This is a genomic window from Pseudoxanthomonas beigongshangi, assembly GCF_016820515.1.
In the GTDB taxonomy this organism is placed as follows: domain Bacteria; phylum Pseudomonadota; class Gammaproteobacteria; order Xanthomonadales; family Xanthomonadaceae; genus Pseudoxanthomonas_A; species Pseudoxanthomonas_A beigongshangi.
Window position 1 is genome coordinate 98,893 of the sequence record NZ_JADHDV010000009.1, and the last position, 25,576, is coordinate 124,468.

Annotated in this window: 19 protein-coding genes and 3 tRNA genes; 17 read left to right on the forward strand and 5 right to left on the reverse strand. The window is 67.5% G+C overall.

The annotated features are described in order from the left end of the window. Positions 1–13: 13 nt before the first annotated feature. Together IQ458_RS08815 and IQ458_RS08820 are read right to left on the reverse strand one after the other, a co-directional pair. Positions 14–592, reverse strand: coding sequence for an HD domain-containing protein (locus IQ458_RS08815; protein ID WP_203322555.1), 579 nt, complete (start codon positions 590–592; stop codon positions 14–16). Positions 593–633: 41 nt separating this feature from the next. Beyond that, the gene (locus tag IQ458_RS08820; protein WP_203322556.1) at positions 634–2,754 is read right to left on the reverse strand and encodes a phosphocholine-specific phospholipase C; all 2,121 of its coding nucleotides are present in this window, start codon (positions 2,752–2,754) and stop codon (positions 634–636) included. A 470-nt stretch (positions 2,755–3,224) separates the two neighbouring features. Here IQ458_RS08820 and IQ458_RS08825 point away from each other — a divergent pair, with 470 nt between their 5' ends. The 14 genes from IQ458_RS08825 (at position 3,225) to IQ458_RS08890 (ending at position 17,108) form a co-directional block, all read left to right on the forward strand. Then, entirely contained in the window at positions 3,225–5,582 is a 2,358-nt protein-coding gene (locus IQ458_RS08825) for a DNA internalization-related competence protein ComEC/Rec2 (RefSeq protein WP_425504661.1), read from the forward strand. A 64-nt stretch (positions 5,583–5,646) separates the two neighbouring features. Continuing rightward, positions 5,647–6,306, forward strand: coding sequence for a MotA/TolQ/ExbB proton channel family protein (locus tag IQ458_RS08830; protein ID WP_183642085.1), 660 nt, complete (start codon positions 5,647–5,649; stop codon positions 6,304–6,306). Positions 6,307–6,313: 7 nt separating this feature from the next. After that, on the forward strand, positions 6,314–6,736 hold the full coding sequence (locus tag IQ458_RS08835) for an ExbD/TolR family protein (RefSeq protein WP_183642082.1): 423 nt from the start codon (positions 6,314–6,316) through the stop codon (positions 6,734–6,736). Beyond that, positions 6,733–8,490: a lipid A export permease/ATP-binding protein MsbA gene (gene msbA / locus IQ458_RS08840; RefSeq protein WP_203322557.1), complete on the forward strand. Its 1,758-nt coding sequence runs from the start codon at positions 6,733–6,735 to the stop codon at positions 8,488–8,490. The genes IQ458_RS08835 and msbA overlap by 4 nt, the downstream gene beginning before the upstream one ends. Positions 8,491–8,495: 5 nt before the next feature. Beyond that, complete coding sequence (gene lpxK, locus IQ458_RS08845) at positions 8,496–9,497, forward strand: tetraacyldisaccharide 4'-kinase (RefSeq protein ID WP_203322558.1); 1,002 nt, start codon at positions 8,496–8,498, stop codon at positions 9,495–9,497. Beyond that, positions 9,494–10,261, forward strand: a complete 768-nt coding sequence (gene kdsB, locus IQ458_RS08850; RefSeq protein WP_183642073.1) for a 3-deoxy-manno-octulosonate cytidylyltransferase — start codon at positions 9,494–9,496, stop codon at positions 10,259–10,261. Before lpxK ends, kdsB begins: the two co-directional genes overlap by 4 nt. Further along, complete coding sequence (locus tag IQ458_RS08855; protein ID WP_183642070.1) at positions 10,258–10,722, forward strand: low molecular weight protein-tyrosine-phosphatase; 465 nt, start codon at positions 10,258–10,260, stop codon at positions 10,720–10,722. The genes kdsB and IQ458_RS08855 overlap by 4 nt, the downstream gene beginning before the upstream one ends. 25 nt (positions 10,723–10,747) lie before the next feature. Next, positions 10,748–12,169, forward strand: a complete 1,422-nt coding sequence (locus tag IQ458_RS08860; protein ID WP_203322559.1) for a redoxin domain-containing protein — start codon at positions 10,748–10,750, stop codon at positions 12,167–12,169. Continuing rightward, complete coding sequence (gene uvrC, locus IQ458_RS08865) at positions 12,166–14,013, forward strand: excinuclease ABC subunit UvrC (RefSeq protein WP_183642065.1); 1,848 nt, start codon at positions 12,166–12,168, stop codon at positions 14,011–14,013. The genes IQ458_RS08860 and uvrC overlap by 4 nt, the downstream gene beginning before the upstream one ends. 7 nt (positions 14,014–14,020) lie before the next feature. Next, positions 14,021–14,668: a CDP-diacylglycerol--glycerol-3-phosphate 3-phosphatidyltransferase gene (gene pgsA / locus IQ458_RS08870; RefSeq protein WP_203322560.1), complete on the forward strand. Its 648-nt coding sequence runs from the start codon at positions 14,021–14,023 to the stop codon at positions 14,666–14,668. Beyond that, positions 14,659–14,734: transfer RNA gene (locus IQ458_RS08875), tRNA-Gly, on the forward strand. The genes pgsA and IQ458_RS08875 overlap by 10 nt, the downstream gene beginning before the upstream one ends. Before the next feature lie 90 nt (positions 14,735–14,824). Beyond that, positions 14,825–14,898 (forward strand) — tRNA-Cys (locus tag IQ458_RS08880). Positions 14,899–14,996: 98 nt separating this feature from the next. Further along, positions 14,997–15,083: transfer RNA gene (locus IQ458_RS08885), tRNA-Leu, on the forward strand. Between the two features lie 546 nt (positions 15,084–15,629). Further along, positions 15,630–17,108, forward strand: a complete 1,479-nt coding sequence (locus IQ458_RS08890; protein WP_203322561.1) for a serine hydrolase domain-containing protein — start codon at positions 15,630–15,632, stop codon at positions 17,106–17,108. 189 nt (positions 17,109–17,297) lie between these two features. Here the strand turns inward: IQ458_RS08890 and IQ458_RS08895 are convergent, their stop codons facing one another. Both IQ458_RS08895 and IQ458_RS08900 read right to left on the reverse strand, forming a co-directional pair. Beyond that, positions 17,298–18,488, reverse strand: coding sequence for an MFS transporter (locus tag IQ458_RS08895; protein ID WP_203322562.1), 1,191 nt, complete (start codon positions 18,486–18,488; stop codon positions 17,298–17,300). Then, complete coding sequence (locus IQ458_RS08900; RefSeq protein WP_328805140.1) at positions 18,485–19,639, reverse strand: serine hydrolase domain-containing protein; 1,155 nt, start codon at positions 19,637–19,639, stop codon at positions 18,485–18,487. Before IQ458_RS08900 ends, IQ458_RS08895 begins: the two co-directional genes overlap by 4 nt. A gap of 176 nt (positions 19,640–19,815) precedes the next feature. Here IQ458_RS08900 and IQ458_RS08905 point away from each other — a divergent pair, with 176 nt between their 5' ends. Continuing rightward, positions 19,816–20,727 (forward strand): LysR family transcriptional regulator, encoded by a 912-nt coding sequence (locus IQ458_RS08905; RefSeq protein WP_203322563.1) that lies wholly within the window; start codon positions 19,816–19,818, stop codon positions 20,725–20,727. A gap of 64 nt (positions 20,728–20,791) precedes the next feature. Here IQ458_RS08905 and IQ458_RS08910 read toward each other — a convergent pair whose 3' ends face one another. Further along, a complete protein-coding gene (locus tag IQ458_RS08910) occupies positions 20,792–23,416 on the reverse strand; it encodes a TonB-dependent receptor (protein ID WP_203322564.1) in 2,625 nt (874 codons plus the stop codon). On the opposite strand from IQ458_RS08910, the gene IQ458_RS08915 reads away from it, so the two are divergent. Continuing rightward, positions 23,403–23,687, forward strand: a complete 285-nt coding sequence (locus IQ458_RS08915) for a hypothetical protein (RefSeq protein ID WP_203322565.1) — start codon at positions 23,403–23,405, stop codon at positions 23,685–23,687. The genes IQ458_RS08910 and IQ458_RS08915 overlap by 14 nt on opposite strands. Then, the gene (locus IQ458_RS08920) at positions 23,687–25,306 is read left to right on the forward strand and encodes an FMN-binding glutamate synthase family protein (protein WP_203322566.1); all 1,620 of its coding nucleotides are present in this window, start codon (positions 23,687–23,689) and stop codon (positions 25,304–25,306) included. The genes IQ458_RS08915 and IQ458_RS08920 overlap by 1 nt, the downstream gene beginning before the upstream one ends. Positions 25,307–25,576 lie beyond the last annotated feature (270 nt).

Below are 25,576 nucleotides of genomic sequence, written 5' to 3' on the forward strand. Positions count from 1 at the left end.
CGCAGCTCCCGCCTCAGGCGCCGAAAAACTCCCGCTCCCGCGCTTCCGCCAGCCGGACTTCGAGATAGCGCCACAGCGCCGGGCATCCGGCCTCGATCGGCGGTCCGACCCGCCGCACCACGCGCTCGTGGCTGATGCCGTTCTCGCGCCAGCTCTGACCCTGGTTGGCCAGGTTCAGCAAAACCGGCATGGCGCGGTCGACGGCATTGGCGAAGATCGCCTCCGGCGTTTGCGCATCGTCGAATTCCTGCCACAAGGCGAGCAGTGATCCACCCTCGGACGCCGGCAGCAAGCCGAAGATACGCCGTACCGCCACCAGCTCGGCGGCCTTGCGTTCCTCCCAGCCTCCCTCCACGAAGGCCATCGTGTCGCCGGTGTCGATTTCGCCGATGTCATGCACCAGCAGCATGCGGATCACCCGGTCCATGTCGATGCCCGCCGGGGCATGCGGCGCCAGCGAACTGGCCAACAACGCCAGCTGCCAGCTGTGTTCGGCGGAATTCTCGTAGCGGTCGCTGTCGCGCAGGCGAATCTTGCGGGTGACCGCCTTGAGTCTGTCCACTTCGAGGATGAAATCGACGATGGCTTGCATGGCGCTTGTTGCGGAGTTTGGAAATGGAAGAGGGGGAATGCTCAAGTTCCCATCGCCGGATCCGAGATCCCGTCGGCCCCGGTTTCCAGGCGTCCGGCGAAGCGGCGCAGGAAACCATCCGTGCCCGCCACGCTGAAATCGTACCAGCCGCCGTATGGGGAGAGCGCCCAGCGCCATGGCCTGCGCTCCCCGGGCGCAAGTTCGGCGGCTTGGGGAGCTTCGTTGCGGTAGGCGTTGGCGACGAGCGATATCGGACCGCGATGCCCGCCGTGGTTGGTAACCTCCAGCAGCAGGGACGCGGTGGCCACCTCGTATGCCGCTTTCACCTCGAGGGCCGCGCGTGCGTGGGTGTCGCCGCGGAACTGGCGATGGAATCCGTTTGGTCCGAGCACCCACAGGTCGTAATGGCCCTCGTCGGTGGCCCGCGTGTCCCAGGTGCCGGCGAGCTGCCGACCGGCCTCGATCGCGTAGCGTCGCGGAACGCGCTCCAGGTGCAGGCGATCGTAGACGTGGAAGACCGCGCCGGCGCGTCCGCTGTTGATGAATTCCAGGGTCACCGTGCCATCGCTCTGCACGCCGCCGTGCACATGCAGTTCGTAGGGCAGGGCGCGGGATGGGCGGCTGCCGGTGGCCTGCCGGGGAGGCTGCTGTTGGCCTTCCGCGGGTGGCAACAGTGCAGGCAAAGCTTCCTGGGCGGCGCGCAGCGCATCCGCCACCGACCGGCGCTGCCGTGGCAGGCGCGGCGGTACTTCGGCGTTCGGGTTGGCGAAGTTGAAGGCGCTGGTGAGATCGCCGGCCACCGCGCGACGATAGGCGCTGATGTTCGGCTCGGCCACGCCGAAACGCGCTTCCAGGAAGCGCAGCACGGAGGTGTGATCGAACACCTGCGAGTTGATCCAGCCGCCGCGGCTCCACGGCGACACCACGTACATCGGCACGCGTGGTCCCGGTCCGTAGGGGCGGCCATCGGTGTGGTACTCGCCCGCCGTGGACACCGAGGACGCGCCAGCGAGGCGACCGTCGGCCTCGAACGCCGGCGCGGCGGGCGGAGGCACGTGATCGAAGAAGCCGTCGTTCTCGTCGAAGTTCACCAGCAGCACCGTCCGGCTCCATATGTCCGGATCCGCCGTCAACGCTTCCAGGACCTGCTGCGTGTACCAGCCGCCCTGCACGGGGCTGGAGGGATCCGGATGTTCGGAATAGATCGCGGGCGCGACGATCCACGACACCTGCGGCAGCGTGCCCGCGGCGATGTCGTCCTTCAGCGCCTGCAGGAAACCGCCATCGGGCAGGGTGTTGCCAACGCCTTTCAGCAACGGGCTGATCGCTTCGTCGTCGCTCCGGTAGGGCGGGAAGGCCGTCGCCTTGGGCGGATTGCCGCGCGCGCGGTTCGCCTCGCGATAGGCCCGGAAGCCGGCCAGTGGATTGTCGGTGAAGTTGTCCGGCAGGTTCTGGTACACCTTCCAGCTGACGCCCGCGGCCTGCAAGCGTTCGGGATAGGTGGTCCAGCGATAGTCGCCGCCTTCGGCGTCGAACGAATCGCCGCTGTTGTCGATCACCGGTCCGCCCGCCGCGCCGGCCGGGTCGTTGGTGCCGCTCCAATGGAACAGCCGGTTGGTGTTGGTGCCGCCATGGAATGCGCAGTGGTAGGCATCGCACAGGGTGAATGCGTTGGCGAGGGCGAACTGGAATGCAAGCTCGGCCTCGGTGTAGTAGCCCATTGATTGCGGCTGCTTGTGCGTGGGCCAGTCCCGCATGCGCCCCAGATCCCACGCGGCCTGGGCGTCGGGATAGCTGTGCGGGGTGCCGGCGACGCGCTGCGCGTTGCCGCTGCGCCCATCCAGGTGATAAGGCAGCACGATGCGCGAAGCGTCCTCATGGGTGTAGCGCTGCTGCCAGACCGTGCGGCCTCCGGCCAGCGGTATCGGGAAGCGATCGCCGAATCCGCGCGCGCCGCGCAAGGTGCCGAAGTAGTGATCGAACGAGCGGTTTTCCTGCATCAGGATCACCACATGCTTGACGTCGTTGATGGTGCCGCTGGCGTGGTGTGCCGGAATCGCCAGAGCGCGGCGAATGGCGGGCAGGAAGGCCGCCAGCGCCATCGAAGCGGCGGCGCCTGCGCCCGCGCGGCGGAGGAAATCGCGTCGACTGTGGGAGGTCATGGCGTGGGCCTGGTGGGAAATCCTGGCGGGGCAACGCGAACGGGAATCGTGTGTTCGCATCGCCGGTGATGCCTCGACGCGTCGCGTCCGGCGGAAGCATGCAGTCTTGCGGCGGGGTGGAAACGGCGTCAATAGCTTGGGGCGTGCCACGGTCCCTGCGATGAAACAATCGAAAGGATTCGCCGTTTCGTCCTTGCGGTCGGTATCGCGGCATGCGAACGATGCGCTGGATCGCCGACCCGTGTCGGGCTTGCCTGACATGCATGCGCGGCTTCCGCCGATTCCGTCATGCACGGACGGCGCGTAGCGTTGCGGGGTGCCTGGAATGGAAACCAGCCGTCGTGCATGTCGAAGGAAATGGAAGTCCGCCGGAGCGGCCGGAACCCGGTCGTCCGCCACGCGAGCCTGGCGGAAGCCGCACGCCGGATCGCGAGTGCCTGCCACGCCAAGGTGGGCGCCTCAACGCCGGGGTGCCTGCCTTGTTCGGCGTGGGAACCGCCGTGGCGTTGCTGGCCGGCGCCGGCCTGTGCCTGGCGATGCCCAGGCTCCCGGCGGCATTGCTGTTGTGGCTGCCGGGCATCGCCGGCGCCATGGCATGGCTGTGGCGCTGGCGGGGACGCTGGCTGGGCGCATTGCTGCTCGGATTCGCGTGGGCCGGATTGCAGGCGGGCTGGGCGCTGGCGCAGCGGATTCCGCCGGATCTGGAGCGGCGCCCGTTGGTCGTGACCGGGACCGTCGCCGATCTGCCCCAGCATGAGGCAAGGCGGACCCGGTTCCTGTTCACCGTGGAAGAAGGCGAGGGACCCGCGGCGGCATTGCGGGGGCGGCGGATCATGCTGTCCTGGCACGACGACTACGGAACCCGGCTGGCCGGCCCTCGCTTGAAACTGCGCGCCGGCGAACGCTGGCGGCTCGCCGTCAAGCTGCGCGCGCCGCGCGGCCTGCGCAACCCGGGTGGATTCGACAGCGAAAAACACGCGCTGCTGCAACGGGTTGGCGCAACCGGTCACCTGCATCGACCCGAGCGCGCGCAGCGGCTTTCCGGCGCTGCCGGCGTCGACGCCTGGCGCGAGGTGATGGCCGCGCGCATCGGCCAGTCGGTGGCTTCGCCGTCTTCGCGTTTCGTGCGCGCGCTGGCGCTTGGCGATACCCGCGGGTTGACCCGGGATGACTGGCATGTCCTGCGCGCGACCGGCCTGACCCATCTGATCGCGATCTCGGGCTTCCACGTGGGCATGGTGGCCAGCGCCATCGCACTGCTTATCGGCGGACTGTGGCGCCTGTTTCCCGCGTGGGCGCGATCACTGCCGCGTCCGCAGGCGATGGGCGTGGCGGCGGTGCTGGCCGCGCTCGGCTATGCCGTCCTGGCGGGTTTCGCGTTACCGACCCTGCGTACCGTGCTGATGATGGCGGTATGGGCAGCGGCCCGGCTGGGGCGCCGGCCCGCCGGGGTGGCCGACGCATTGGCGCTCGCGCTGATTGCGGTGCTGCTGTTCGATCCGCTGTCGCCGTTGGCCGCCGGGTTCTGGTTGAGTTTCGGCGGGGTCGCCTGGCTGGCCTGGTGCCTGCCGGCGGCCGGCGCCCAACATTGGCTGCGCGGATTCCTGTCCGCGCAGGCGGTGGCGACGGTGGGATTGCTGCCATTGACGGTGGTGCTGTTCGACCAGGCCTCGCTGGCCGGCCCCTTCGCGAACCTGATCGCCATCCCCTGGTGGAGCCTGGTGGTGGTGCCGTTGTCGCTGCTGGGCACCGCGGCCGAGGCACTGCTTCCCGGTGCCGGCGCATGGCCATGGCGATGGGCGGCGGCCTGTTTCGATCTGACCTGGCCGGGTTTCCACTGGCTGTCGGGCAGTCGTTTTTCCCTCTGGTGGCTGCCGGAGGCGGCACCCTGGGCGGTGGCTGCGGCGCTGGCCGGTGCGTTCTGGATGCTGCTGCCGCGCGGCGTACCGGGCAAGCCGCTGGCCGCCTTGCTGTGGTTGCCGCTGCTGTGGCCGGACCGAGGGTTGCCGCGGTCCGGCGAGGTCCAATTGGCGATGATCGATGTCGGCCAGGGACTGTCGGTGCTGGTCCGGACCTCGGAGCATGCATTGCTGTACGACATGGGACCGGCGATGCGCGATGGATTCGACGCCGGCGAGCGCGCGGTGGTACCGGCGTTGCGCGCCTGGGGCGTGTCGCGGCTGGACCGGGTGGTGGTCAGCCACGACGACAACGACCACATCGGCGGCCTGGCCAGCGTGCTGCGCGCCTTGCCGGCCGGCGTTGCCCAGGCGCCGCCGGGCCAGACCGCCGCGGTGGAAGCGGCGCTGCCCGTGCGGTCGGAGTCCGCCCCGGGGCCGCCCATCCGTACCTGCGTGGCCGGCGAGGCCTGGGAGTGGGATGGCGTGCGCTTCCTCTTCCTGCACCCGCACCGTCATTTTCCCAATCTGGGCAACGAATCCAGTTGCGTGTTGCGTGTCGAGACCGCGCATGGCGCGGCGCTGCTGACCGGCGACATCGGCGACGTGATCGAACGTGAACTGGTGCGGCGATTCCCGGCGCAGGTACGCGCCGAGGTGGTGTTCGCGCCACACCATGGCAGCGCGGGCTCGTCGGATCCCGCTTTCGTCGCCGCGACCGGCGCGCGCTTGCTGCTGGTCTCCAGCGGCCACCGCAACCGGTTCGGCCATCCCAAACCGCAGGTGGTGGCGCGCTGGCAGGAGGGCGGGGCGGAAGTGGTCGGCACCGCCGAGGGCGGGGCCGTACAGGTCTGGCTGTCGCCAGAGGGGCTGGCGGTGCGTGAACGTCGTCACGCCCGGCCCAGGCTGTGGGATGCGGCGCGGCGCTGAGGGGCGGCTGGGCTATCCTATCGCCCATCGATGCAACGGCTCCCCGGAGCCCCGAGGACTTAACGTGCTTGAACTGGTCAAGGCCGGCGGTTGGCCGATGATCCCCCTGCTGCTGCTGGCGGTGCTGGCGCTGGCGATCGTGGTGGAGCGTTTCTGGACCCTGCGGCGCAAGGAAATCATGCCTCCCGGCCTGGGCGAGGAAGTCCGCAACTGGGCGGTGCGCGGGCAACTGGAGCCGGCCCACATCGAATCGCTGCGCCGGACTTCGCCGCTGGGCGAACTGCTGGCCGCCGCGCTGGAGGTCCGCAATCGCCCGCGCGATCAGATCCGCGAGCGCATCGAGGACACCGGCCGCCATGTGGTGCACCGGATGGAGAAATTCCTCAACGCGCTGGGCAGCATCGCCTCGGCCGGGCCGCTGCTGGGCCTGCTCGGCACGGTGGTCGGCATGATCCAGATGTTCCTGGGCATCCAGGACAGCGGCGTCGGTGACGTCAACCAGTTGGCCGGCGGCATCGGCAAGGCGCTGGTGTGCGCGGCCACCGGCATGATCGTGGCGATTCCGGCGCTGATGGCGCACCGCTATTTCCGTGGCCGCATCAACGGCTACGTGGTGGAAATGGAGAAGGAAGCGATGAAGCTGCTCGACGCGCTCGACGCGCGACAGCCCCGGCCGGCCGCACGGCCGGTTCCAGCGTCCGCCACCGCGGCGGTCGGCGCCTGAGCCGCGCATGAGGATTCGTGACGACCGCGCCCACGAGGAGCCGGAGATCAACCTGGTCCCGTTGATCGACGTCATCCTGGTGCTGATCATCTTCTTCGTCATCACCACGACCTTCGATTCGCGCTCGATGCTGCAATTGCAGTTGCCCAGCGCGAAGGGCGAGCCGGTGGCGGCCCAGGCCAAGACCCTGAGCGTGCTGGTCAACGCCGACGGCCACTATTTCGTGGACGAGCACGAGGTCCTGCGCACCGACGTGGATGCCCTCAAGCAGACCATCGCCCAGGTCGCCGGCGAGGATCGCCAGCGGCCGGTGTTGTTGCGCGCCGATGCACGCACTCCGCACCAGGCCGTGGTGACGGCCTACGATGCATTGGCGCAATCCGGCTTCCGCACGATCCAGATCGCCACCGCGCCGGAGGTGAAGCGGTGAGTGCGCAACCTGCTTCCGCCTGGCAAACCTATCGTCGGCTGGTTCGTCTGGCCAAGCCCTACCGGGCACTGCTGCTGCTGGCGCTGCTGGGCATGCTGATCGAGGCGGCCGCCAGCGGTGCCTTCAGTTATCTGATGAAGCCGGTGGTGGACGGTACATTCGTCGCCCGCAATACCCGGATGGATCTGACGTTGCCGTTCGCCATCGTCGGTCTGTTCCTGCTCCGTGGCCTGGCGGGCTTCCTGACCGACATGAGCATGGGCAAGTCCGCGCGCAGCATCGCCCGCGACATGCGAGTGGCGGTGCTGGGCAAGTATCTGCGCCTGCCGGGCATGCGTTTTGACAGCGAACCGGTCCCCTCGATGCTGGTCCGGCTCGGCTCGGACTGCGACCAGATTGCGCAGGCGGCCGTGGATGCCACCAAGGTGGTGCTGCAGCAGTCCTTCCAGATCCTGGCGATGCTGGCGGTGATGTTCCACAACAGCTGGCAGGTGACGCTGGCAATCCTGCTGCTGGGACCCCCGCTGGCCTGGGTCATGGACAAGGTCGCGCGGCGTTACCGGAAGATCAGCCATCGCATCCAGGAAAGCGGCGCGCAGCTGCTGCAGGCCGCGGATCAGACCCTGAGCAGCCAGCAGGAAGTGAAGGTCTATGGCGCCCAGGCCAGCGAGATGGCGCGCTATCGCACGCTGGCCGACAACAACCTGCGCCTGGCGATGAAAGTCGAGGCCACGCGTGGCGTTTCCTCGGCGCTGGTCCAGATGATGGGGGCGGTAGGCCTGTCGCTGCTGCTGGTCGTGGCCGGCTACCAGGCCATGCAGGGGCGCCTGACCGCCGGCGGCTTCGTGTCGCTGATGGTGTCGATGATCGCCATCATTCCCGCGCTCAAGCAGCTCACCAACGTGCAGAACATGACCCAGCGCGGCGTGGCTTCGGCCGAGCGCCTGTTCTCGGTGCTGGATGCGCCCGATGAGGTCGATGCCGGCACCCGCCCACTGGATCGCGCGCAGGGCCTCATCGAGTTCCGGGAGGTGACCGCGCGCTACCCGGGCCAGGTCAGACCCGCGCTGAGCGATATCAGTTTCGTCGCCCGCCCCGGCACCGTCACCGCGATCGTCGGCCGATCCGGCAGCGGCAAGTCCAGCCTGATCAAGCTGATTCCGCGCTTCTACGAACCCGAGGCCGGTCAGATCCTGGTCGACGGGCATCCGGTTCAGGACTACCCGTTGGCCGATCTGCGTCGCCAGATCGCGCTGGTGGGCCAACAGGTGATGCTGTTCGATGGCACGGTCGCCGCCAACGTCGCCTTCGGCGAAATGCAGGATGTGCCGGAACCGGCGCTGGTGCGGGCCGTCGAAGGCGCCAACGCGATGGAGTTCGTCCGCGAGTTGCCGGAAGGCCTGCAGGCCCAGGTGGGCGCCAAGGGCGGACGCCTGTCCGGCGGCCAGCGCCAGCGCCTGGCGATTGCGCGGGCGATGTTGAAGGATGCGCCGATCCTCATTCTGGACGAAGCGACGGCCGCGCTGGACAACGAATCCGAGCGGCTGGTGCAGAACGCCCTGCAGAAGCTGATGCCGGATCGCACGACGCTGGTGATCGCGCACCGCCTGTCCACCATCGAACACGCCGATCAGGTGCTGGTGCTGGACCAGGGCCGGCTGGTCGAGCAGGGCACGCATGCCGAACTCCTGGCCCGCGACGGGCTCTACGCGCACCTGCATCGCATGCAATTCCGGGAAGGCGACGGCGAGTGAGTGAAGTGAACAAGTCCCGGCACGTTCCGCCCGCGTACTGGTACAACGACAAGCCCGTCCCGCTCCACGCCCGCGGGCTGGCGTCGATCTATGCGGCGCTGATCGGATTGCGCGCGCGGTTCTTCCGCTGGGGCCTGCTGCGCCGGCACCGATTGTCCGTGCCGGTGATCGTGGTCGGCAACGTCACCGTCGGCGGTACCGGCAAGACCCCGCTCACCATCGCCCTCGTGCAGCGCCTGCGCGAGGCCGGATTCAAGCCCGGCGTGGCCAGCCGGGGTTATGGCCGTGCCGATGATCGCCAGCCGCTCTGGGTGGAGGCGGCAACGGCGCCGGAGCAGGGCGGCGACGAGCCGGTCCTCATTGCGCGCCGCACCGGCGTGCCGGTGCGGGTGGATCGGGATCGCGTCGCCGCGGGGCGCGCGCTGATCGCCGCCGGTTGCGACATCGTGGTGTGCGATGACGGCCTGCAGCACTATCGCCTGCGACGCGACGTCGAGATCGAAGTCATCGACGGACAGCGCCGCTACGGCAATGGCCGGCTGCTTCCCGCCGGTCCGTTGCGCGAACCGGCCGAACGCGCGACGCAATGCGACTTCCATGTCCTCAACGGCGGCGAGCCGGCGTTCGGCGAATGGCCGATGCGGCTGCATACCGAGGCGGCGCAGCCGCTGCGTGGCGGCCGGCCGCGGCCGCTGGCCTCGTTCGCCGGCCAGCGCGTCCATGCCGTGGCCGGCATCGGGCATCCGCAGCGCTTCTTCGACAACCTGCGCGGCCTGGGTATCGGTGTGGTCCCGCATGCATTCGACGATCATCACGCCTATCGCGCCGAGGATTTCGCTTTCGGAAGCGAACTGCCGGTGCTGATGACCGAAAAGGACGCGGTGAAATGCGCGGCCTTCGCCAAGGACTGGTATTTCAGTGTGCCGGTGTCGGCGCGCCTGCCGGAAGCATTCTGGGTGGCGCTGCTGGATCGCCTGGCCAGGACGGAAACCCCCTCGACATCATGACGACCGGATTCATCGTGGCCATTCCGGCCCGCTACGCCGCCTCCCGCCTGCCGGGCAAGCCGCTGCGCCTGATCGGCGGCGACCCGCTGGTGCTGCACGTTGCCCGCCGCGCGCTGGCCGCCGGTGCGGGCGAGGTCTGGGTTGCCACCGACGACGAGCGTATCCGCGCGGCCTTGCAGGGCACCGGCGTGCGGGTGGCGATGACCCGCGACACGCATGCCTCGGGCAGCGATCGCCTGGCCGAGTGCGCCGACATCGCCGGCTGGCCCGACGACGCGGTGGTGGTCAACCTGCAGGGCGACGAGCCATTCGCCCCCGCCGCCGGTATCCGCGCGGTGGCGCAGGCGCTGGTCGACAGCGGGGCGGAGATGGCCACGCTGGCAACGGCTGTCGAGACGGCCGAAACGCTGTTCGATCCCAATACCGTCAAGCTGGTGCGCGCTACCGGCGGCGACGCGCTGTATTTCAGCCGTGCGCCGATTCCCTGGCCCCGCGACGCCTTCGCCCGCGATCGCGAAACCCTGCCGGCGGGCGATCACTGGCTGCGCCACATCGGCATCTACGCCTACCGCGCCGGCTTCCTGCGCCGCTACACGCGGCTGCCGCCGGGACGGCTGGAACAGATCGAGTCGCTGGAACAGTTGCGGGTGCTGGAAGCCGGCCATCGCATCGCGGTCGCGCTGACCCCGGAACCGTTCCCGCCCGGCGTGGACACGCCCGAGGATCTGGCCCGCGCCGAGCAGCAGTGGGCGCGCGGCGCATGAGGCTGCTGGTGGTCTGCCTGGGCAACATCTGCCGTTCGCCGATGGCCGAAGGCGCACTTCGCCATCATCTGGCCGCCTCGCCGCTGGCCGGAAGCGTGGAAGTGGATTCGGCCGGCACCGGCGACTGGCACGCGGGCGAACCGCCGGATCGCCGCGCCATCGCCTGTGCCCGCCAGCATGGCGTGGATATCGCCGGCCTGCGCGCGCGCCAGTTGCGGCGGGAGGACTTCGAGCGCTTCGACTGGCTGCTGTGCGCCGACGGGCAGAACCTGCGCGACGTGCGCGGGCTGGCGCCGCCGGGGCTGGCCGGCAAGGCGTCGCTGCTGCTGGAATGGACCGGGGTCGAGGCCGGCGGCAGCATCCCGGACCCGTACACGGGCGGTCCGGCCGACTTCGATCATGTCTGGCGACTGGTCGATTCGGCGGCACGGGCGGCGGTCCGGCGCCTGTCCTGCGGATAGGACTACGGCATAATCGGTGCGGATCATGAATGCCGCGCCCGCTCCCGAACTTCCCCAGGGATTGCCCTGGCTCAACGCGCCCTCCGGCTCGCTGCTCGAACAGCGCGGCCGGATCGTGGCGCTGGCCTTCGTCAACGCCGCCTCGGCCTGGTGCGGGCAGCGCCTGAACGAACTGGCCGCGCTGCAGGCGCGCCATGCCGGTCGCCTGCAGACCCTGGTGGTCAACGTGCCGCGCTTCGACAGCGAACGGGACCCGCAGACGGCGCTCAAGCGGCTGCGTCGCCACGGCATCGGGTTCCCCATCGCGCATGACGCCAACTGGGCGGCATGGCAGGCGTTCGGCATCGAGGCCTGGCCGACCGTGCTGCTGATTGATGGCGAGGGCATGATCCGCCACCGTCTGGTCGGCACCGACAACGGTGCCGAGCTGGATCGTTCCGTGTCCGCGCTGTGCGAAGTGCTGGGACGGCCGGCGGACGACGATCTGCGGGCAGCGCGCGAGAGCCATCCCGAGCCGCGCCTGCCGCTGCGGTTCCCGACCGGCCTGGCCGCCACCCCGGATCGCCTGTTCGTGGCCGACAGCGGGCATCACCGCATTCTCGAATGCACCCACGGTGGACGCGTGCTGCGCCAGTTCGGGCTGGCGGCGGCGGACCTGATCGACGGCGACCATACCCATACCGCGTTCCGCAATCCGCACGGCCTGCTGGCGCTGCGCGAATGCCTGTACGTGGCCGATACCGGCAACCACGCCCTGCGGCGCATCCATCTGGCGACCGGCGCGGTCGATACCCTGTGCGGCAACGGACGCGCGGGAGAGCCGGTGGAAGGCGTCGTTGGCCAGGCGCGCGCGGTCTCGCTCAACCAGCCGCTCGCGCTGGCGGCCAGCAACAACCAGATCCATATCGCGATGGGCGGCGACAACCGCATCTGGAGCTATGACCTGGCCACCCGCGAACTGGGCGCGCGCGCCGGTTCCGGGCAACTGGAAGTACGCGACGGCAGCGGGCCGATGGCGGCGTTCGCGCAGCCCGCCGCGCTCGCCGCCATCCACCAGACCCTGTATGTCTGCGACGCGCTGGGATCCGCCATCCGTTCCGTGCAACTGCGCACCGGCGTCGTGCAGACCCTGGTGGGGCAGGGACCGTGGACGTTCGGCGGCGAGGACGGGCCGCGCGAAACCGCGCGCCTGCAGCACCCGCAGGGCATCGCCGTCAGCACCGACGCACCGCAGATGTGGATTGCCGACACCGGCAACGGCAGCCTGCGCAGCCTGCGGCTGGGAGGCGGCGAACTGAGCAGCGTGCCGCTGCCGCGAACGCTGCACGGCCCCACCGGACTGGCCTTGTCCCCGGGCACCGTCTGGATCGCCGAGACGGACGCCCACGCGGTGCTGCGCTACGACATCGCCAGCGGCGAACTGAGCCACGTGCCGATCGACGAATGAGCGGTCGCAAGTCCTCCGATTTCGATGGCAAGGCGTTCGCCGCCGGCCTGAGCCTGGCACCGGGCGTCTACCGCATGTACGCGGCCGACGACAGCCTGCTCTACGTCGGCAAGGCCGGCGCGCTGCGCAGGCGGGTGTCGAGTTATTTCAGCAACACGCCTAAGACCCCGCGCATCCTGTCGATGCTGTCGCAGGTGGCGCGGATGGATGTCACCGTCACCCGCACCGAGGCCGAGGCGCTGCTGCTGGAAAACCAGCTGATCAAGTCGCTGGCGCCGCGTTACAACGTGCTGCTGCGCGACGACAAGAGCTATCCCTATGTCCTGCTGACCCAGGAGACATGGCCGCGGATCGCATTCCATCGCGGGCCTCGCGCGGTGCCGGGCCGCTACTTCGGCCCCTATCCCAGCGCCGGTGCGGTGCGCGAAACACTGAACCTGATGCAGAAGCTGTTCAAGATCCGCAACTGCGAGGACAGCGTGTTCCGCAATCGCTCGCGGCCCTGCCTGCAGTACCAGATCGGCCGGTGCAGCGCGCCCTGCGTGGGGCTGGTGGAATCCGCCGGCTATGCCGAATCCGTGCGCCAGGCAGGGCTGTTCCTGGATGGCCGCAGCGACGAACTGAGCGGTGAATTGAGCGCGGCCATGGAAGCGGCCAGCGAGCGGCTGGAATTCGAGGAGGCCGCGCGCCTGCGCGATCTCATCGGCTCCATCCGCAGCCTGCAGGCGCGCCAGTACGTGGACGGGCATGCCGCCGATCTGGACGTGCTGGCCTGCGCGATGCGCGGCAGCTCCGCGTGCGTGCTGCTGCTGGCGTTCCGTGACGGCCGCAACCTCGGCACCCGCACGTTCTTCCCGCGCACCAATGGCGAGGAGAGCGCGGACGAAGTGCTCGCCGCCTTCGTTTCCCAGTACTACGGCGAACAGACCCCGCCGCAGGAAATCATCCTCGATCGCGAGATACCGGATGCCGAACTGATCGAGACCGCGCTCAGCACTTCGGCCGCCCGACGGGTGCAGTTGAAGTGGAACGTGCGCAGCGAGCGCGCCGGTTATCTCGACCTGGCGCGGCGCAACGCCGAGATCGCGCTGGTGACCGAATTGACCAGCCGAGGCGCGCAGACCGCGCGCAGCGAGGCGTTGCAGGAACTGCTGGGGCTGGCCGAACCCGCCCAGCGCATCGAATGCTTCGATATCAGCCATACCATGGGCGAGGCCACCGTCGCCTCCTGCGTGGTGTTCGACGCCAACGGCCCGGTCCGCGCGCAGTATCGGCGCTTCAATATCACCGGCATCGAACCCGGCGACGATTATGCGGCCATGCACCAGGCGATCGAACGCCGGTTCCGCCGCGCGGTCGAAGAGGGCGGGGTGCTGCCGGACGTGCTGCTGATCGACGGCGGCGCCGGCCAGTTGGCCCAGGCCCGCGGGGTATTGGCCGATCTGGGCGTGGACAGCGTGGTGCTGGTGGGCGTGGCCAAGGGCGAGGAACGTCGGGCCGGCCACGAAACCCTGGTCCTGGCCGACGGCCGCGAGGTACGCCCGGGTGCCGCTTCGCCGGCCCTGCAATTGATCCAGCAGGTCCGCGACGAAGCGCACCGGTTCGCCATCACCGGCCATCGCGGCAAGCGCCAGAAGGCGCGCATGACCAGCAAGCTCGAGGACATTCCGGGCATCGGCCCGCGCCGTCGCGCCAGCCTGCTGAAGCATTTCGGCGGCCTGGCCGGGCTCAAGGCCGCGGGCGCGGACGAGATCGCCCGGGTCGAGGGCATCAACGCCGCGCTCGCCGAGCGGATCTACGCTAATCTGCACGGGTTGCCGGCGCCGATTGCGGGAAACGAGTAGGAATGCAATGAAGTTGACCATCCCCACCTGGCTCACCCTGTTGCGGATCGTGCTGATCCCGGTGCTGGTGCTGGTGTTCTACCTGCCGCACAAATGGACCAATTTCGCGGCGGCCTTCATCTTCATCCTGGCCGCCGTCACCGACTGGCTGGATGGCTGGATCGCCCGCCGCTACCACCTGTATTCGGCCTTCGGCGCGTTCCTGGATCCGGTGGCGGACAAGCTGATGGTGGCGGTGTCGCTGTTCCTGATCGTGCAGGACAACCCGACCATGTGGATGGCGATCTGGGCGGCGGTGATCGTCGGCCGCGAAATCGCGGTATCCGCGCTGCGTGAATGGATGGCCGAACTGGGCCAGCGTGCGCGGGTCAAGGTGGCCACCATCGGCAAGATCAAGACCATCGTGCAGATGGTGGCGCTGGGCTGCCTGCTCTATGCGGCGACCCCGGGACCGGCGGACCGGGCGGACATCTGGCTGGGTGAATGGATTTTCAGGATCGGCGACTGGCTGCTCGCGATTGCCGCTATACTTACGCTCTGGTCCGGTTTCCAGTACCTGCACGCGGCATGGCCGATTCTGCGGGCTGACGAGAAAAAAGCAGTTGACAGTTCTCGGGATACCGGTAAAATTTCCAACTTCACCACGCGGGAATAGCTCAGTTGGTAGAGCACGACCTTGCCAAGGTCGGGGTCGCGAGTTCGAGTCTCGTTTCCCGCTCCATATTCAGGACAAAACCCCGTTCGCGGGGTTTTGTTTTGTAAGGCGCTTGAAATGGCGCCGTGATTGCGCCAGTCTCGCGCAATCGCCATCGGCCTGGTGGCAGAGTGGTTATGCAGCGGACTGCAAATCCGCGTACGCCGGTTCAATTCCGACCCAGGCCTCCATATCAGGAAAACCGACCACGCGGTCGGTTTTTTTGTGCCTGACGGACGGCATGCGAACGACTTTCCATCGCGCGCCCGCTCAGGCAGGCTATCCCCCTGCCCGGATGGCGAAATTGGTAGACGCATCGGACTTAAAATCCGCCGGCCGCGAGGCCATGCCGGTTCGATTCCGGCTCCGGGCACCAAAGTGCAATCCGTCGATGTCCACCATGTCCAAAAACTCCCTGAAATGACCTGCATTTGGCGGGATTGTTGTCCAAGGACGTCCGGTGACATCTGCTCGCATCCAGATAAAAAGTGAGTCAGCCAGTGTGTCAGGGGCGCTGCTTGCCTCCTCCGACTCACAGAGGGACCGCTGGGTGCGCATGGCCCGCCGGCTAGGACACTAACCATGCTAGATGGCCGCAGCCCCTGTGAGGCGCCGTTGACGTTCGCCATCTATTACGGCCAACCCAACACGTTTCCACAGTTTGCGGTGGGTCGAATAGTTCGCAAGCTCGCCTGTTCGCCTACCAACGATGCAAGGCCAAAAGCTCCGAAACCACGAGTGGCCATGCCCGATCGAATGGTATCGACGCCTCACGGATGGGTGTCATCCGAGACCGGCAATCGCTCGCGGTGAAGATCCGAACGTCCGAGATCTGCATCGGAGCCAAAACGTGCTTCCAACCCGTTGCGGACATTCGCCGTCGTGCCCTAGCATGCCGATGGGGCGTCGCATCAGGTACAACATGATCGCTCGTGGAATCCTCCTGGCAGCAGGCGCGGCCCTTCTCGGTGCGAGTCTGTATGCTTCTTCGGCTACGGCGCAGGTGGACGCCCGCCAGTTGGAGGCGGCCGCGCGTATCATCGACGCCGAGGCGGCCGGACATCAGAATGGCAGCATGACGGTCGCCCTTGTGGTTCGGGGCGAGGTGGTCTGGGTTCGGTCGTATGGCTATGCGGACGAGGGACGGACTATCCCCGCCACCTCCGACACCGTCTACCGGATCGGTTCGATAACCAAGCAGTTCACCGGCTTCGCCTTGTTGAAGGCGGTCGCCGAAGGCCACGTCCGTCTGGAAGACCGCGTCATCGACTATCTGCCCGAACTCGGCCCGGTCCTTGGCGCTGACGCGCCGCCGGTCGACCTGCTGGCGCTCGCCACCCATCGCGTGGGGTTGGCCCGCGAGCCCGACGATCCTGACTACGCCTACTCGACCGGCGCTACGGACCAGTGGCGGCAACTGGCGAACGAGGCGCTGGCCCACACCCGGGCGCCCTACGCACCGAACGAGCGTAGCCGATACTCGAATATCGGCTATGCGGCGCTCGGACTGGCGATCGAGCGTGCCTCGGGCATCGACTATGTGACCTTTGTCGAGGACAGGCTCATCCGGCCGCTCGGCATGCACTCCACATCTTTTCGCCCGGATGAGGCCCTGCTTGCACGACTGGCGGTGGGTTATCGCAGCAGTTCCGGGAGCGACACGGCCGAGTCCAAAAGCGAGATCGCCGGCCGGGGCTACCGGATACCCAACGGGGGACTCTTCTCCACCGCTTCGGACATGGCGCGATTTCTGGCGTTCGAGATGGGCGCAGCGCGCCATCCGCCGCTTGACAACGCAACGCTGGAGGCCAACTTCGGACGCAGCTTTCCCGGCGTGACTGGTGACCGCTTTGGCATCGGCTTTGCCGAGGAAGCTCATGGCGAGCGCCGGCTGGTCGGACACAACGGACTAACCACCGGCTATGCGTCCTCGGCCTTCTTCGATCCCGAAGAAAGGATTGGCGTCATCTGTCTCGCCAGCGCCGAGGATATGTGCCAATCGCGATTCATCGACGTATATGCCGAACTGTCACCCGCCTGGGTGCCGGTCGCGAAGGCGTTGCGGGCCGCCAAGGCGGCAAGTGCCGCCCGTGTGGCCGCCCAGCAGCCTTATCCGCAGGGCGAAGTCGTCCTTCGACGATTCATTGGAGAGCTCGCCGCCGGCGCGCCGGACTACGACGCACTGGGCGAGGTTCTCGGCGGAGCGGTTCGCGATAACCTCACCGCGCTGCGGAACCAGTTTTCCGGGTTGGGCCCGCTTCAATCGGTCGCCTTCCTGCGCGTCGACCCTGGTGGGGCGGATGTCTACGAAACCCGCTTTGCGGGCGGCGCACTCCATTGGACCCTGACGGTGGGCGAGGGAGACATTCTCGAAACCGCTACGATGCGAACCGTGCCCTGATGAGAAGGACCGCCGCCTTCGTTGGCGGCCCGGAAAAGAGGGCAGGCGTGAGGCCAGGACTCAGAACCGGGTACCCGTTGTTACCGCTCTTGATGCCGGATGTATTCATCGCCGCCGCCGAGTGCGAAGCCTGATCGTGGAGATCAGGCGTTCGTGTGATGCCTGCGTCGGCTCACCGCCGGCGCGCGTTCATCGCCAACCGCGCGGGGGCAGGGCCAGGCCTGCCGCCGGTACCAGCAGCAGCAACACCATCCAGGACAGGCTGGCCGGGCCGATGCCCTGCAACAGCAGGCCACCAAAGATGCCGCCGCCGGCAATGGCGAGATTCCAGCCGGTGACCAGCATCGACGTGGCGATGTCCGCAGACTCGCCGGCATTGCGTGCGAGCGCGGTCTGGAACAATGTCGCGACGCCACCGAAACCCAGGCCCCACAGGGCAACGGCTGCGGCGAGGGCCACCGGATTCTTCGGCCACAATGCGATCATCGCTGCCGCGACGCCGAACAACGCCAGGCTCACGAGCGTCAGGCCGTGCAGCCAGCGCTCAATCAGCACGCCGACCAGGCCGATGCTGATCAGCGCGGTGGCTCCGAACAACAGCAGATAGCGTTCCACCTGTGTGTCGGCACCGGCGACCGCCAGCATGGGGGCAATGTAGGTATAGAGCACGTTGTGCGCGAACACGAACAACAGCATGACGCCAAGCACCTGGAGTACTCCGGGCAGGGCGAGCACGCGACGCAATCGCAGCGGGGAACCTCGCGCCTGACCGGCGAAGTCGGGCAAGCGGGCGCGTGCCCAGGCCAGCAGGCCCAGGCTGAGCAACGACATCAGGCCGAAGGTCCAGCGCCATCCGATGGTCTGGCCCAGCAGGGTGCCGGCCGGAATGCCGAGTGACAGCGCCAGCGGCGTGCCGACCATCGCCACCGCGATCGCGCGGCCCTGCTGGGCAGGCGTGACCATGCGACTGGCGTGGACGGCCACCAGAGCCCACAACAGGCCTGCGCTGATGCCGGCGATGAAGCGTGCGAGCAGGGTGATTTCGTAGAGCGGTGAAATGGCGGTCACCGAATTGGCCACGGTAAACCCGGCGATGGCCATCAAAAGCAGGGGGCGCCGGCGCCAATGACGGGTCGCGGCGATCAGCGGAATCGCGGCCAGCAGCGAGCCCAGGGCGTAGACGGTGACCAGTTGTCCCACCCAGGATTCACTGACACGAAGGTCTGCGCTTATCGCCGGCAGCAGCCCGGCAGGCAGTGCTTCGGTCAATATCGTGATGAACCCAGCGCATGCCAACACCAGCAGGCCCGCCCAGGGCAGCCGTGAACCCACATCCGGCGGCGAGACGATCAGCTCGCTTCCGCCGTCACCGGCGCTCATGCTGTCGCTCCACCCAGGCCCGCATAGATCGCATCGCGGAGTTCGGTAACGAACGCACCTGACATGCCCTCGTACAGCGTGTTGGTCAATGCCACCACGCTCAGCCGCCGCGACGGATCGACGAACCAGCTGTGCCCGTAGGCGCCGCCCCAACGCCAGGTACCGACGGATTCGGGGCTGGCGGCGGCAGCGGGATCGTGCAGGACCGAGAAACCCAGACCGAAGCCCACGCCAGGACTGTCGGGCGGGCCATGCGGGCCACTCTGCACGCGCCCCATTTCCGCGATCCCGTCGGCGGTCAGCGAGGGAACGCGGACCTGACGCAGCGCTTCCAGCAGGCGCATCACGTCATCGGCGCTGCCGACCATGCCGCCGCCACCGGAAGGGAAGGCATGCGGATCCAATGCGCGTGACGGATTGAAGCGAATGCCCGCCAGTCCCGGGAAAGGAGAGACGATTTCGCCTTCCTGTAATCGGTGGGGGCGCGTCGTGTGATCGGCGGCGGCATAGGGGGTGGTGAGCCGTGCCGGATCGAGGGCATGGAACGCGGTGTCGTGCATCCGCAGTGGTCCGGTCACCACGGTGTCCACCACCGCCGGTAGCGGCTGGCCATCGACGGCTTCCAGCACCGCGCCCAGCACGTCGGTCGCCAGTGAATAGCCCCAAGCCGTGCCGGGGGCATATTGAAGTGGAACCCGTGCGATGCGGCGGAGGTTTTCCGCCAGCGATACGGGGCTGTCGTCCATGCCGTCGGATACGCCGGCGCGTCCATGCGGTCCGTCGCCGTCCGGTGCGGGATCCAGGAAGCGGTAACCCAGTCCGGCCGTATGGCTGAGCAGTTGCCGCACGCTGATGTCGGGCTGGTTGCCGTCAGCGAGCGCGGGTCGAAAGTCCGGCAGCCAACGCTGGATCGGCGCGTCCAGATCCAGCCGTCCCTGGGCGACGCGCACCATCGCGGCGGTGGAGACGATGGGTTTGCTGACCGAGGCCAGCCGGAACAACGCGTCGCGGTCCATTGCGCGCCGCTCCTCGCGATCCGCCCAGCCTGCGGCACGCGCGTAGCGGATTCGGCCATCGACCGCGATCAGTACGACCGCGCCGACCAGACGCTGTTCGGCAAGCGCGGCATCCAGTGCGGCATCGACTGCCACGGTGAGGAGAGGGATAGGCGATGAAACAGCCGACTGGGGAGTCACGGGGGAATGCGACGGCATGGAAGGTTCCAGGCATGGAATGAGCCGTCATGGTGGTAACGCTTCGGCGGATGAAAAAGGCGGGTAGAGTTCGCATCAGCACGGACATGAATGTCCGCAATGGGAAGACGTGAATGGAGAGCCTGGGCAGTCTGCAAACGTTCGTGCAGGTCGCTGAGACGCGCGGCTTTGCCGAAGCCGGCCGCCTGTTGGGGGTTTCCGCCGCCGCGGTGGGCAAGAGCGTGTCGCGGCTGGAACAAAGCCTGGGAGTGCGCCTGTTCCATCGCAGTACGCGCAGCGTGGCATTGACCGCGGAAGGCGAGTTGTTCCTGGTGCGTTGCCGGCGAATCCTTGAAGAAGTGGCGGCGGCGGAGGCCGAGCTGTCACATCATGCGGGCCACGCGCAGGGTCGACTGCGGATCAGCCTGCCGCTGATCAGCGATCTTGCGCTTCCTGTGCTGGCGGATTTCATGCGCGCCTATCCGGACGTGCTGCTGGACCTCGATTTCACCGACCGCCTGGTCGATGTGATCGAGGAAGGCTTTGATGCGGTCCTGCGTGTCGGCGAGCCCTCCGATTCACGCCTGACCGTGCGGCATATCGGCCATTTCCATCGACGACTGGTGGCATCACCGGCCTATCTGGCGGAACGCGGCACGCCGGGTGAGCCGGCGGATCTGGAGCGACATTTGTGCCTGCAATACCGTAATCCCAGCAGTGGGCGCATCGAGGCATGGCCGCTGCGCGGCGCGTCGACGGAGTTGAAAGTGCCGGAATCGATGGTATGCAACAACATCGAAACCCGGGTGTGTTTCGCCAAGCGCGGACGCGGTGTCGCCTATGTGCCGGATCATTCGGTACGCGAGGCGCTGCGCACCGGTGAGCTGGTGACGGTGTTGGATGACTACGTGGACGCGCCGGGAAATCTCTACCTCCTGTGGCCGTCCGGGCGCCACGTTTCCCCCAAGCTGCGGGTGTTCGTCGATTTCGTCAGCGAACACCTGTTGCCAACCTGCTGCCAATCCGCCGCGCCCGCAAACCGGTGAAGTCCTCACGGGCGAGGGAGTGCGGGCGGCGGCTTGTCCCCCAGCCGCCGCGTTGTCGTCCTTTTCAGAACCGGTATTTCACCCCCAGCGAGACGAACTGGCCGCGCAGGTTGTACTGGGTGATGTCGAAGCCGTTGGATCCTCCGGCCGGATCGAAGGGCGGATCCTTGTCGGTGAGGTTCTGCACGGACAACGACAGCGTGGTCTTGGGAATGCCCTGGTAGGCCACGTACAGGTCCAACTGGTGATACGGCTTGACCTTGTCGCGCAGGCCCGGATTGCTGGCCTGGGTGGAGACCCGCTGATCGTAACCGGCGATGTATTGCAGGCTGAGCGTGCTCTCCCAGTCGCCGGCTTCCCAGCCCAGCGAGGTGGTGCCACGGTTTTTCGGCAGCGCGCCCAGGCGGTTGTTGCCTGCACCGTCGTAGGGCGCCTGTCCGGCCACCAGCGGTTGCTTGAACTCCAGCAGGTGGGTCCAGCTTCCGGCCAGCGTGAAGTTGCCGGCGGCGGCGGTACGGAAGGTGCGGCTGAAATCCAGATCGATGCCCGAGGTCTCCAGTTCCCCCTGGTTGGAATACTGGTTGGTGATGATCTGGATGCGACCCTGCGCATCGCGGATCACCCGGCCCGGGAACAGTGCGGGGTTGTTGACGATGAACTGCGCGTTGTCCGGCTTGATCAGGTTGTCCTGTTCGATGCGGTAGTAGTCGACTCCGATGCTCGTGTCCGCGTCCGGCGACCACACCGCGCCCAGATTGAAGTTCTTCGAGCGCTCCGCATCCAGATCCGGGTTGCCGGTACGAACGTTGGTGACGCCACGGCTGCCGCCCGGCGACAGCGGATCGTACGGGTCCACCACGGTGCCGTAGCTGATGGTCTGGCCGGGAGCGATTTCAGGCAGTGAAGGCGCACGGAAGCCGCGCGAGAACGAGCCTCGCAACAGCAGCGAATCCAGCGGCTGCCAGCGCAGCGCCACCTTGGGCGAGAAGGCGTTGCCGAAGTCGTCGTAGTGATCGGCGCGGCCGGCCAGTTGCAGTTCCAGCGTCTGGTGTAGCGGCACGCTGAACTCGGCGTACGCGGCGCTGACCTTGCGCTCGCCCTTGACGATGTTGATGGCCGGGCGAAGCTCGGTGCCGGACAGCACCTGCCGGCTGGTGCGCGCATCCAGCGATTCGCGGCGGAACTCCGCGCCCCAGGCGAAGCCGATGGCGCCGGCGGGCAGTTCCAGGAACGAGGTCGAGGCTTTGGCGCTGACCGCGTCCAGCCGGTAGTAGCCCGGACGCTTGGTCTGCAGGCGCAGGTCATTCAATGGCGCCGGGGTACTGGTTGGATCCAGGAAGTCGTAGCTGCCGTCGGCGAGGATTCGCTCGAATGCGTAGCGGTTTATGAAGTTGTCGACATACTCGCGTTGCAGGCTCTGCGAGGTTCCGGCGGCCACTTCCCAGTCCCAGCGCTCGGTCTGGCCGCGCAGGCCGGCCAGGGCGCGATAGAACACCTGGGTGTTGTCCTTCAGGCGCGGGCCGAGATCGAAGAAGGTGTATTCGAACGGCAGCGGCACGCCGTTGGGATTGTCGGGATGGCCGACCGGCAGCGCCACCGGGATGTCCACCAGGGTGCCGGTGGCCGGGTTGTAGGCGCGCAGGCCCGGGCCGACCGTGAGCGGCGCGCTGAAGATCTGGTCCGCCTGGTTGTGGCTGTAGAGCAGATCGGCGAACAGTTCGGTGCGTTCGCCCAGGCGGAAGGTCGCGCTCAGCGAGGCCTGGACGCGTTCCGCGCCCGGTTGCAGGGTCTTGTACGGCTGCGCGTTGAAGGCGCAGGCATTGCCGGGCAGGGTGCTGCCGAAGTCGCTGTAGGGGCGCGGCACGCTGCCGTCCGGGCACGGCGAGAACGGGGTGGGCTGGCGCGGATCGAGCAACCAGTTGCCGCCCGCGGTCGACCAGCCGGCCAGGCGCCCGCCGGGCTTGTCGCGGAAGTCGCCGCTGCGGGTGAAGGCGCGTTCGTCGGCGTCCAGGCGTTCGCGCTTGAGCAGGTCCAGCCCGAACAGCACGTTCCAGCCCTGCTGTTCGAGATCGCCAAAGCCCAGCAGCAGGTTGGCCTTCTGTTCGTCCAGGCCGCCCCGGGTGGCGCCACCGACCGCGCCGCCCACTTCGATGCCCTGGAAATTGCGGCGCAGGATGATGTTGACCACACCGGCGATGGCATCGGAACCGTAGACCGCCGAGGCGCCGTCCTTCAGTACCTCGATGCGTTCGACCGCGCTGATCGGCAGCGCGTTGAGATCGACGAAAGTATCCTGGGTGTTGAGGGCGAAGCCAAAGTTGGCCACGCGATAGCCGTTGACCAGCACGAGGGTGTTCTTCGGGCTCAGTCCGCGCAGGCCGATCGAGGCCGAGCCGGCCGAGAAGCTGCCGGTGTACTGCTCGTCATAGCTGTTGCCGGCATTGGCCGAGAGCGAGCGCAGCACGTCGGTCAGGGTCGATTTTCCGGTGCGTTCGATTTCCTCGCGAGTGACGACCTGTACCGGGTTCGGTCCGGCGGTGTCGCTGCGCTTGATGTTGGAGCCGGTGACCACGACCGCGTCCAGGGTCTTGTCCGGTCCGGTGGGCGGCGTGGTGGCGTCCTGGGCGTGGACGACGGGAGAAGTGATGGCCAGGGTGATGGCCAGGGCGAGCGGGGTGGTTCTCGACATCGAAGGCATTGAACGTTGGGCGCATCATTACCGCATGCGGATGCTGCACTGCCGAATGGCCGTGATTCATCGCCACATGACGAATCGCCATGTGATCCGGCTTGACGCGCGGTTCGTCCGCACCGAAAGCCCGCGGCCGGCCGTACAGGCGGCGGTCGCACGGCGATCAACGGCGCGCATTAAGATGCTCCTGCCGCACAGCGCCGGAGGTGCCGGTCGTCTGGATCATGCGGACAGGGTGGGCGGCCGCCCGGTCCGGCAAGGAGCGTGATGAATCGTTACCTGGCCTACGGGCTCTGCATCCTGCTGGCGTTGCTGTCGCTGGCGCTGTCCTTCCACTGGCCCGCATGGGGCTGGCCGGCCGGCCTGTTCGGCGCGCTGGCGCTGCTGGGCACCTGGGACCTGCTGCAGACCCGCAGCACCCTGCGCCGCAACTATCCGGTGCTCGCGCATTTCCGCTACGGACTGGAATCGGTGGGGCCGGAGATCCGGCAGTACTTCATCGAGGGGGATACCGCCGAGGTACCGTTCTCGCGACAGCAGCGCTCGCTGGTGTACCAGCGCGCCAAGGGCGTGATGGACGTGGTGCCGTTCGGAAGCCAGCAGGACGTGTACGGGGTGGACTACGAATGGATCAACCATTCGCTAGCGCCGACGCAGGTGGATTCGCACGACTTCCGCGTCACCATCGGCGCCAGTTCGGCGCAACCGTACTCGGCCAGCGTGTTCAACATCTCGGCGATGAGTTTCGGCGCACTGTCGGCCAACGCGATACGCGCGCTCAACGAAGGCGCGCGGCGCGGAAGTTTCTATCACGACACCGGCGAGGGTTCCATCTCCCCCTACCATGTCGAGCATGGCGGCGATCTGGTCTGGGAAATCGGCTCCGGCTATTTCGGTTGCCGGGACGAACAGGGCCGCTTCAGCGAGGAGCGCTTCGTGCAGAACGCGCGCCTGCCGTCGGTGAAGATGATCGAGATCAAGCTGTCGCAGGGCGCCAAGCCCGGCCACGGCGGGGTGCTGCCGGCGGCCAAGGTGAGCCCCGAGATCGCGGCCACGCGTGGCGTGCCGATGGGACACGATTGCGTGTCGCCGGCGCGCCATTCGGCGTTCTCCACGCCGGTGGAACTGCTGCAGTTCGTGGCGCGCCTGCGCGATCTGTCCGGCGGAAAGCCGACCGGTTTCAAGCTGGCCATCGGCCATCCCTGGGAATGGTTCGGCATCGCCAAGGCGATGCAGGAAACCGGCCTGCTGCCGGACTTCATCGTGGTCGATGGCGCCGAGGGTGGTACCGGCGCGGCGCCGGCCGAGTTCATCGACCACGTCGGCGTGCCGATGCACGAGGCTCTGCTGCTGGTGCACAACACGCTGGTCGGGCTGAAACTGCGCGAACGCATCCGCATCGGCGCCGCCGGCAAGGTCATCAGCGCCTTCGACATCGCCCGGACCCTGGCGATGGGCGCGGACTGGTGCAATTCGGCACGCGGTTTCATGTTCTCGCTGGGCTGCATCCAGTCGCAGAGCTGCCACAACGATCGCTGCCCGACCGGCGTGGCGACCCAGAATCCCGGCCGCTGGAAGCACCTGGACGTGGGCGACAAATCCGTGCGGGTGCAGCAATTCCACGACAACACCTTGAAGGCCCTGCGCGACATGTTGTGCGCGGCTGGCCTGGAACATCCACAGCAGCTCGGGCCCGAACACATCCTGCGCCGGGTATCACCGGTCGAAGTGCGGTCGCTGGCGACCCTGTATCGTTTCCTGGAGCCGGGTGAATTGCTGGATCGGATTCCCGCGCATGCGGTGTTCCAGCAGTTCTGGGCCGAGGCGCGCAGCGACGCGTTCAATCCGCCGGCGCGGGTGCGCGCGCTGCAGGACAGCAAATCCTGATGATGAGCAAAGGGCATCAGTTCATGCCGAAGCGATCACACGGACTGTGAACGGACGCTGCGCTGTCATCGCAATGACGCGAAACGCTAACCGAAATTCAACGTCCCGGTTTGTATCTTACGCGCACGCCCCGCTATCGCTGCGCGCAGGTTCTCTCTAGCCTGTCGCAGCCATCGCGGGCGACCAGACAAGGCGAGGATGCGTTTCCATGCGGGCAAGGAAAGCCTGTCGGGGAAACGAAATCCGGAACCTGAAAGCGTGTGGTGTGGA

What these genes read in the sequence shown, in the direction of transcription:
- IQ458_RS08895 (WP_203322562.1), bottom strand. Translation starts at nt 18,488, where the DNA reads ATGAGCGCCGGTGACGGCGGAAGCGAGCTGATCGTCTCGCCGCCGGAT.
- kdsB (WP_183642073.1), top strand. Translation starts at nt 9,494, where the DNA reads ATGACGACCGGATTCATCGTGGCCATTCCGGCCCGCTACGCCGCCTCC.
- uvrC (WP_183642065.1), top strand. Translation starts at nt 12,166, where the DNA reads ATGAGCGGTCGCAAGTCCTCCGATTTCGATGGCAAGGCGTTCGCCGCC.
- IQ458_RS08855 (WP_183642070.1), top strand. Translation starts at nt 10,258, where the DNA reads ATGAGGCTGCTGGTGGTCTGCCTGGGCAACATCTGCCGTTCGCCGATG.
- IQ458_RS08835 (WP_183642082.1), top strand. Translation starts at nt 6,314, where the DNA reads ATGAGGATTCGTGACGACCGCGCCCACGAGGAGCCGGAGATCAACCTG.
- IQ458_RS08890 (WP_203322561.1), top strand. Translation starts at nt 15,630, where the DNA reads ATGATCGCTCGTGGAATCCTCCTGGCAGCAGGCGCGGCCCTTCTCGGT.
- IQ458_RS08815 (WP_203322555.1), bottom strand. Translation starts at nt 592, where the DNA reads ATGCAAGCCATCGTCGATTTCATCCTCGAAGTGGACAGACTCAAGGCG.
- IQ458_RS08905 (WP_203322563.1), top strand. Translation starts at nt 19,816, where the DNA reads ATGGAGAGCCTGGGCAGTCTGCAAACGTTCGTGCAGGTCGCTGAGACG.
- IQ458_RS08920 (WP_203322566.1), top strand. Translation starts at nt 23,687, where the DNA reads ATGAATCGTTACCTGGCCTACGGGCTCTGCATCCTGCTGGCGTTGCTG.
- IQ458_RS08820 (WP_203322556.1), bottom strand. Translation starts at nt 2,754, where the DNA reads ATGACCTCCCACAGTCGACGCGATTTCCTCCGCCGCGCGGGCGCAGGC.
- pgsA (WP_203322560.1), top strand. Translation starts at nt 14,021, where the DNA reads ATGAAGTTGACCATCCCCACCTGGCTCACCCTGTTGCGGATCGTGCTG.
- IQ458_RS08860 (WP_203322559.1), top strand. Translation starts at nt 10,748, where the DNA reads ATGAATGCCGCGCCCGCTCCCGAACTTCCCCAGGGATTGCCCTGGCTC.
- IQ458_RS08910 (WP_203322564.1), bottom strand. Translation starts at nt 23,416, where the DNA reads ATGTCGAGAACCACCCCGCTCGCCCTGGCCATCACCCTGGCCATCACT.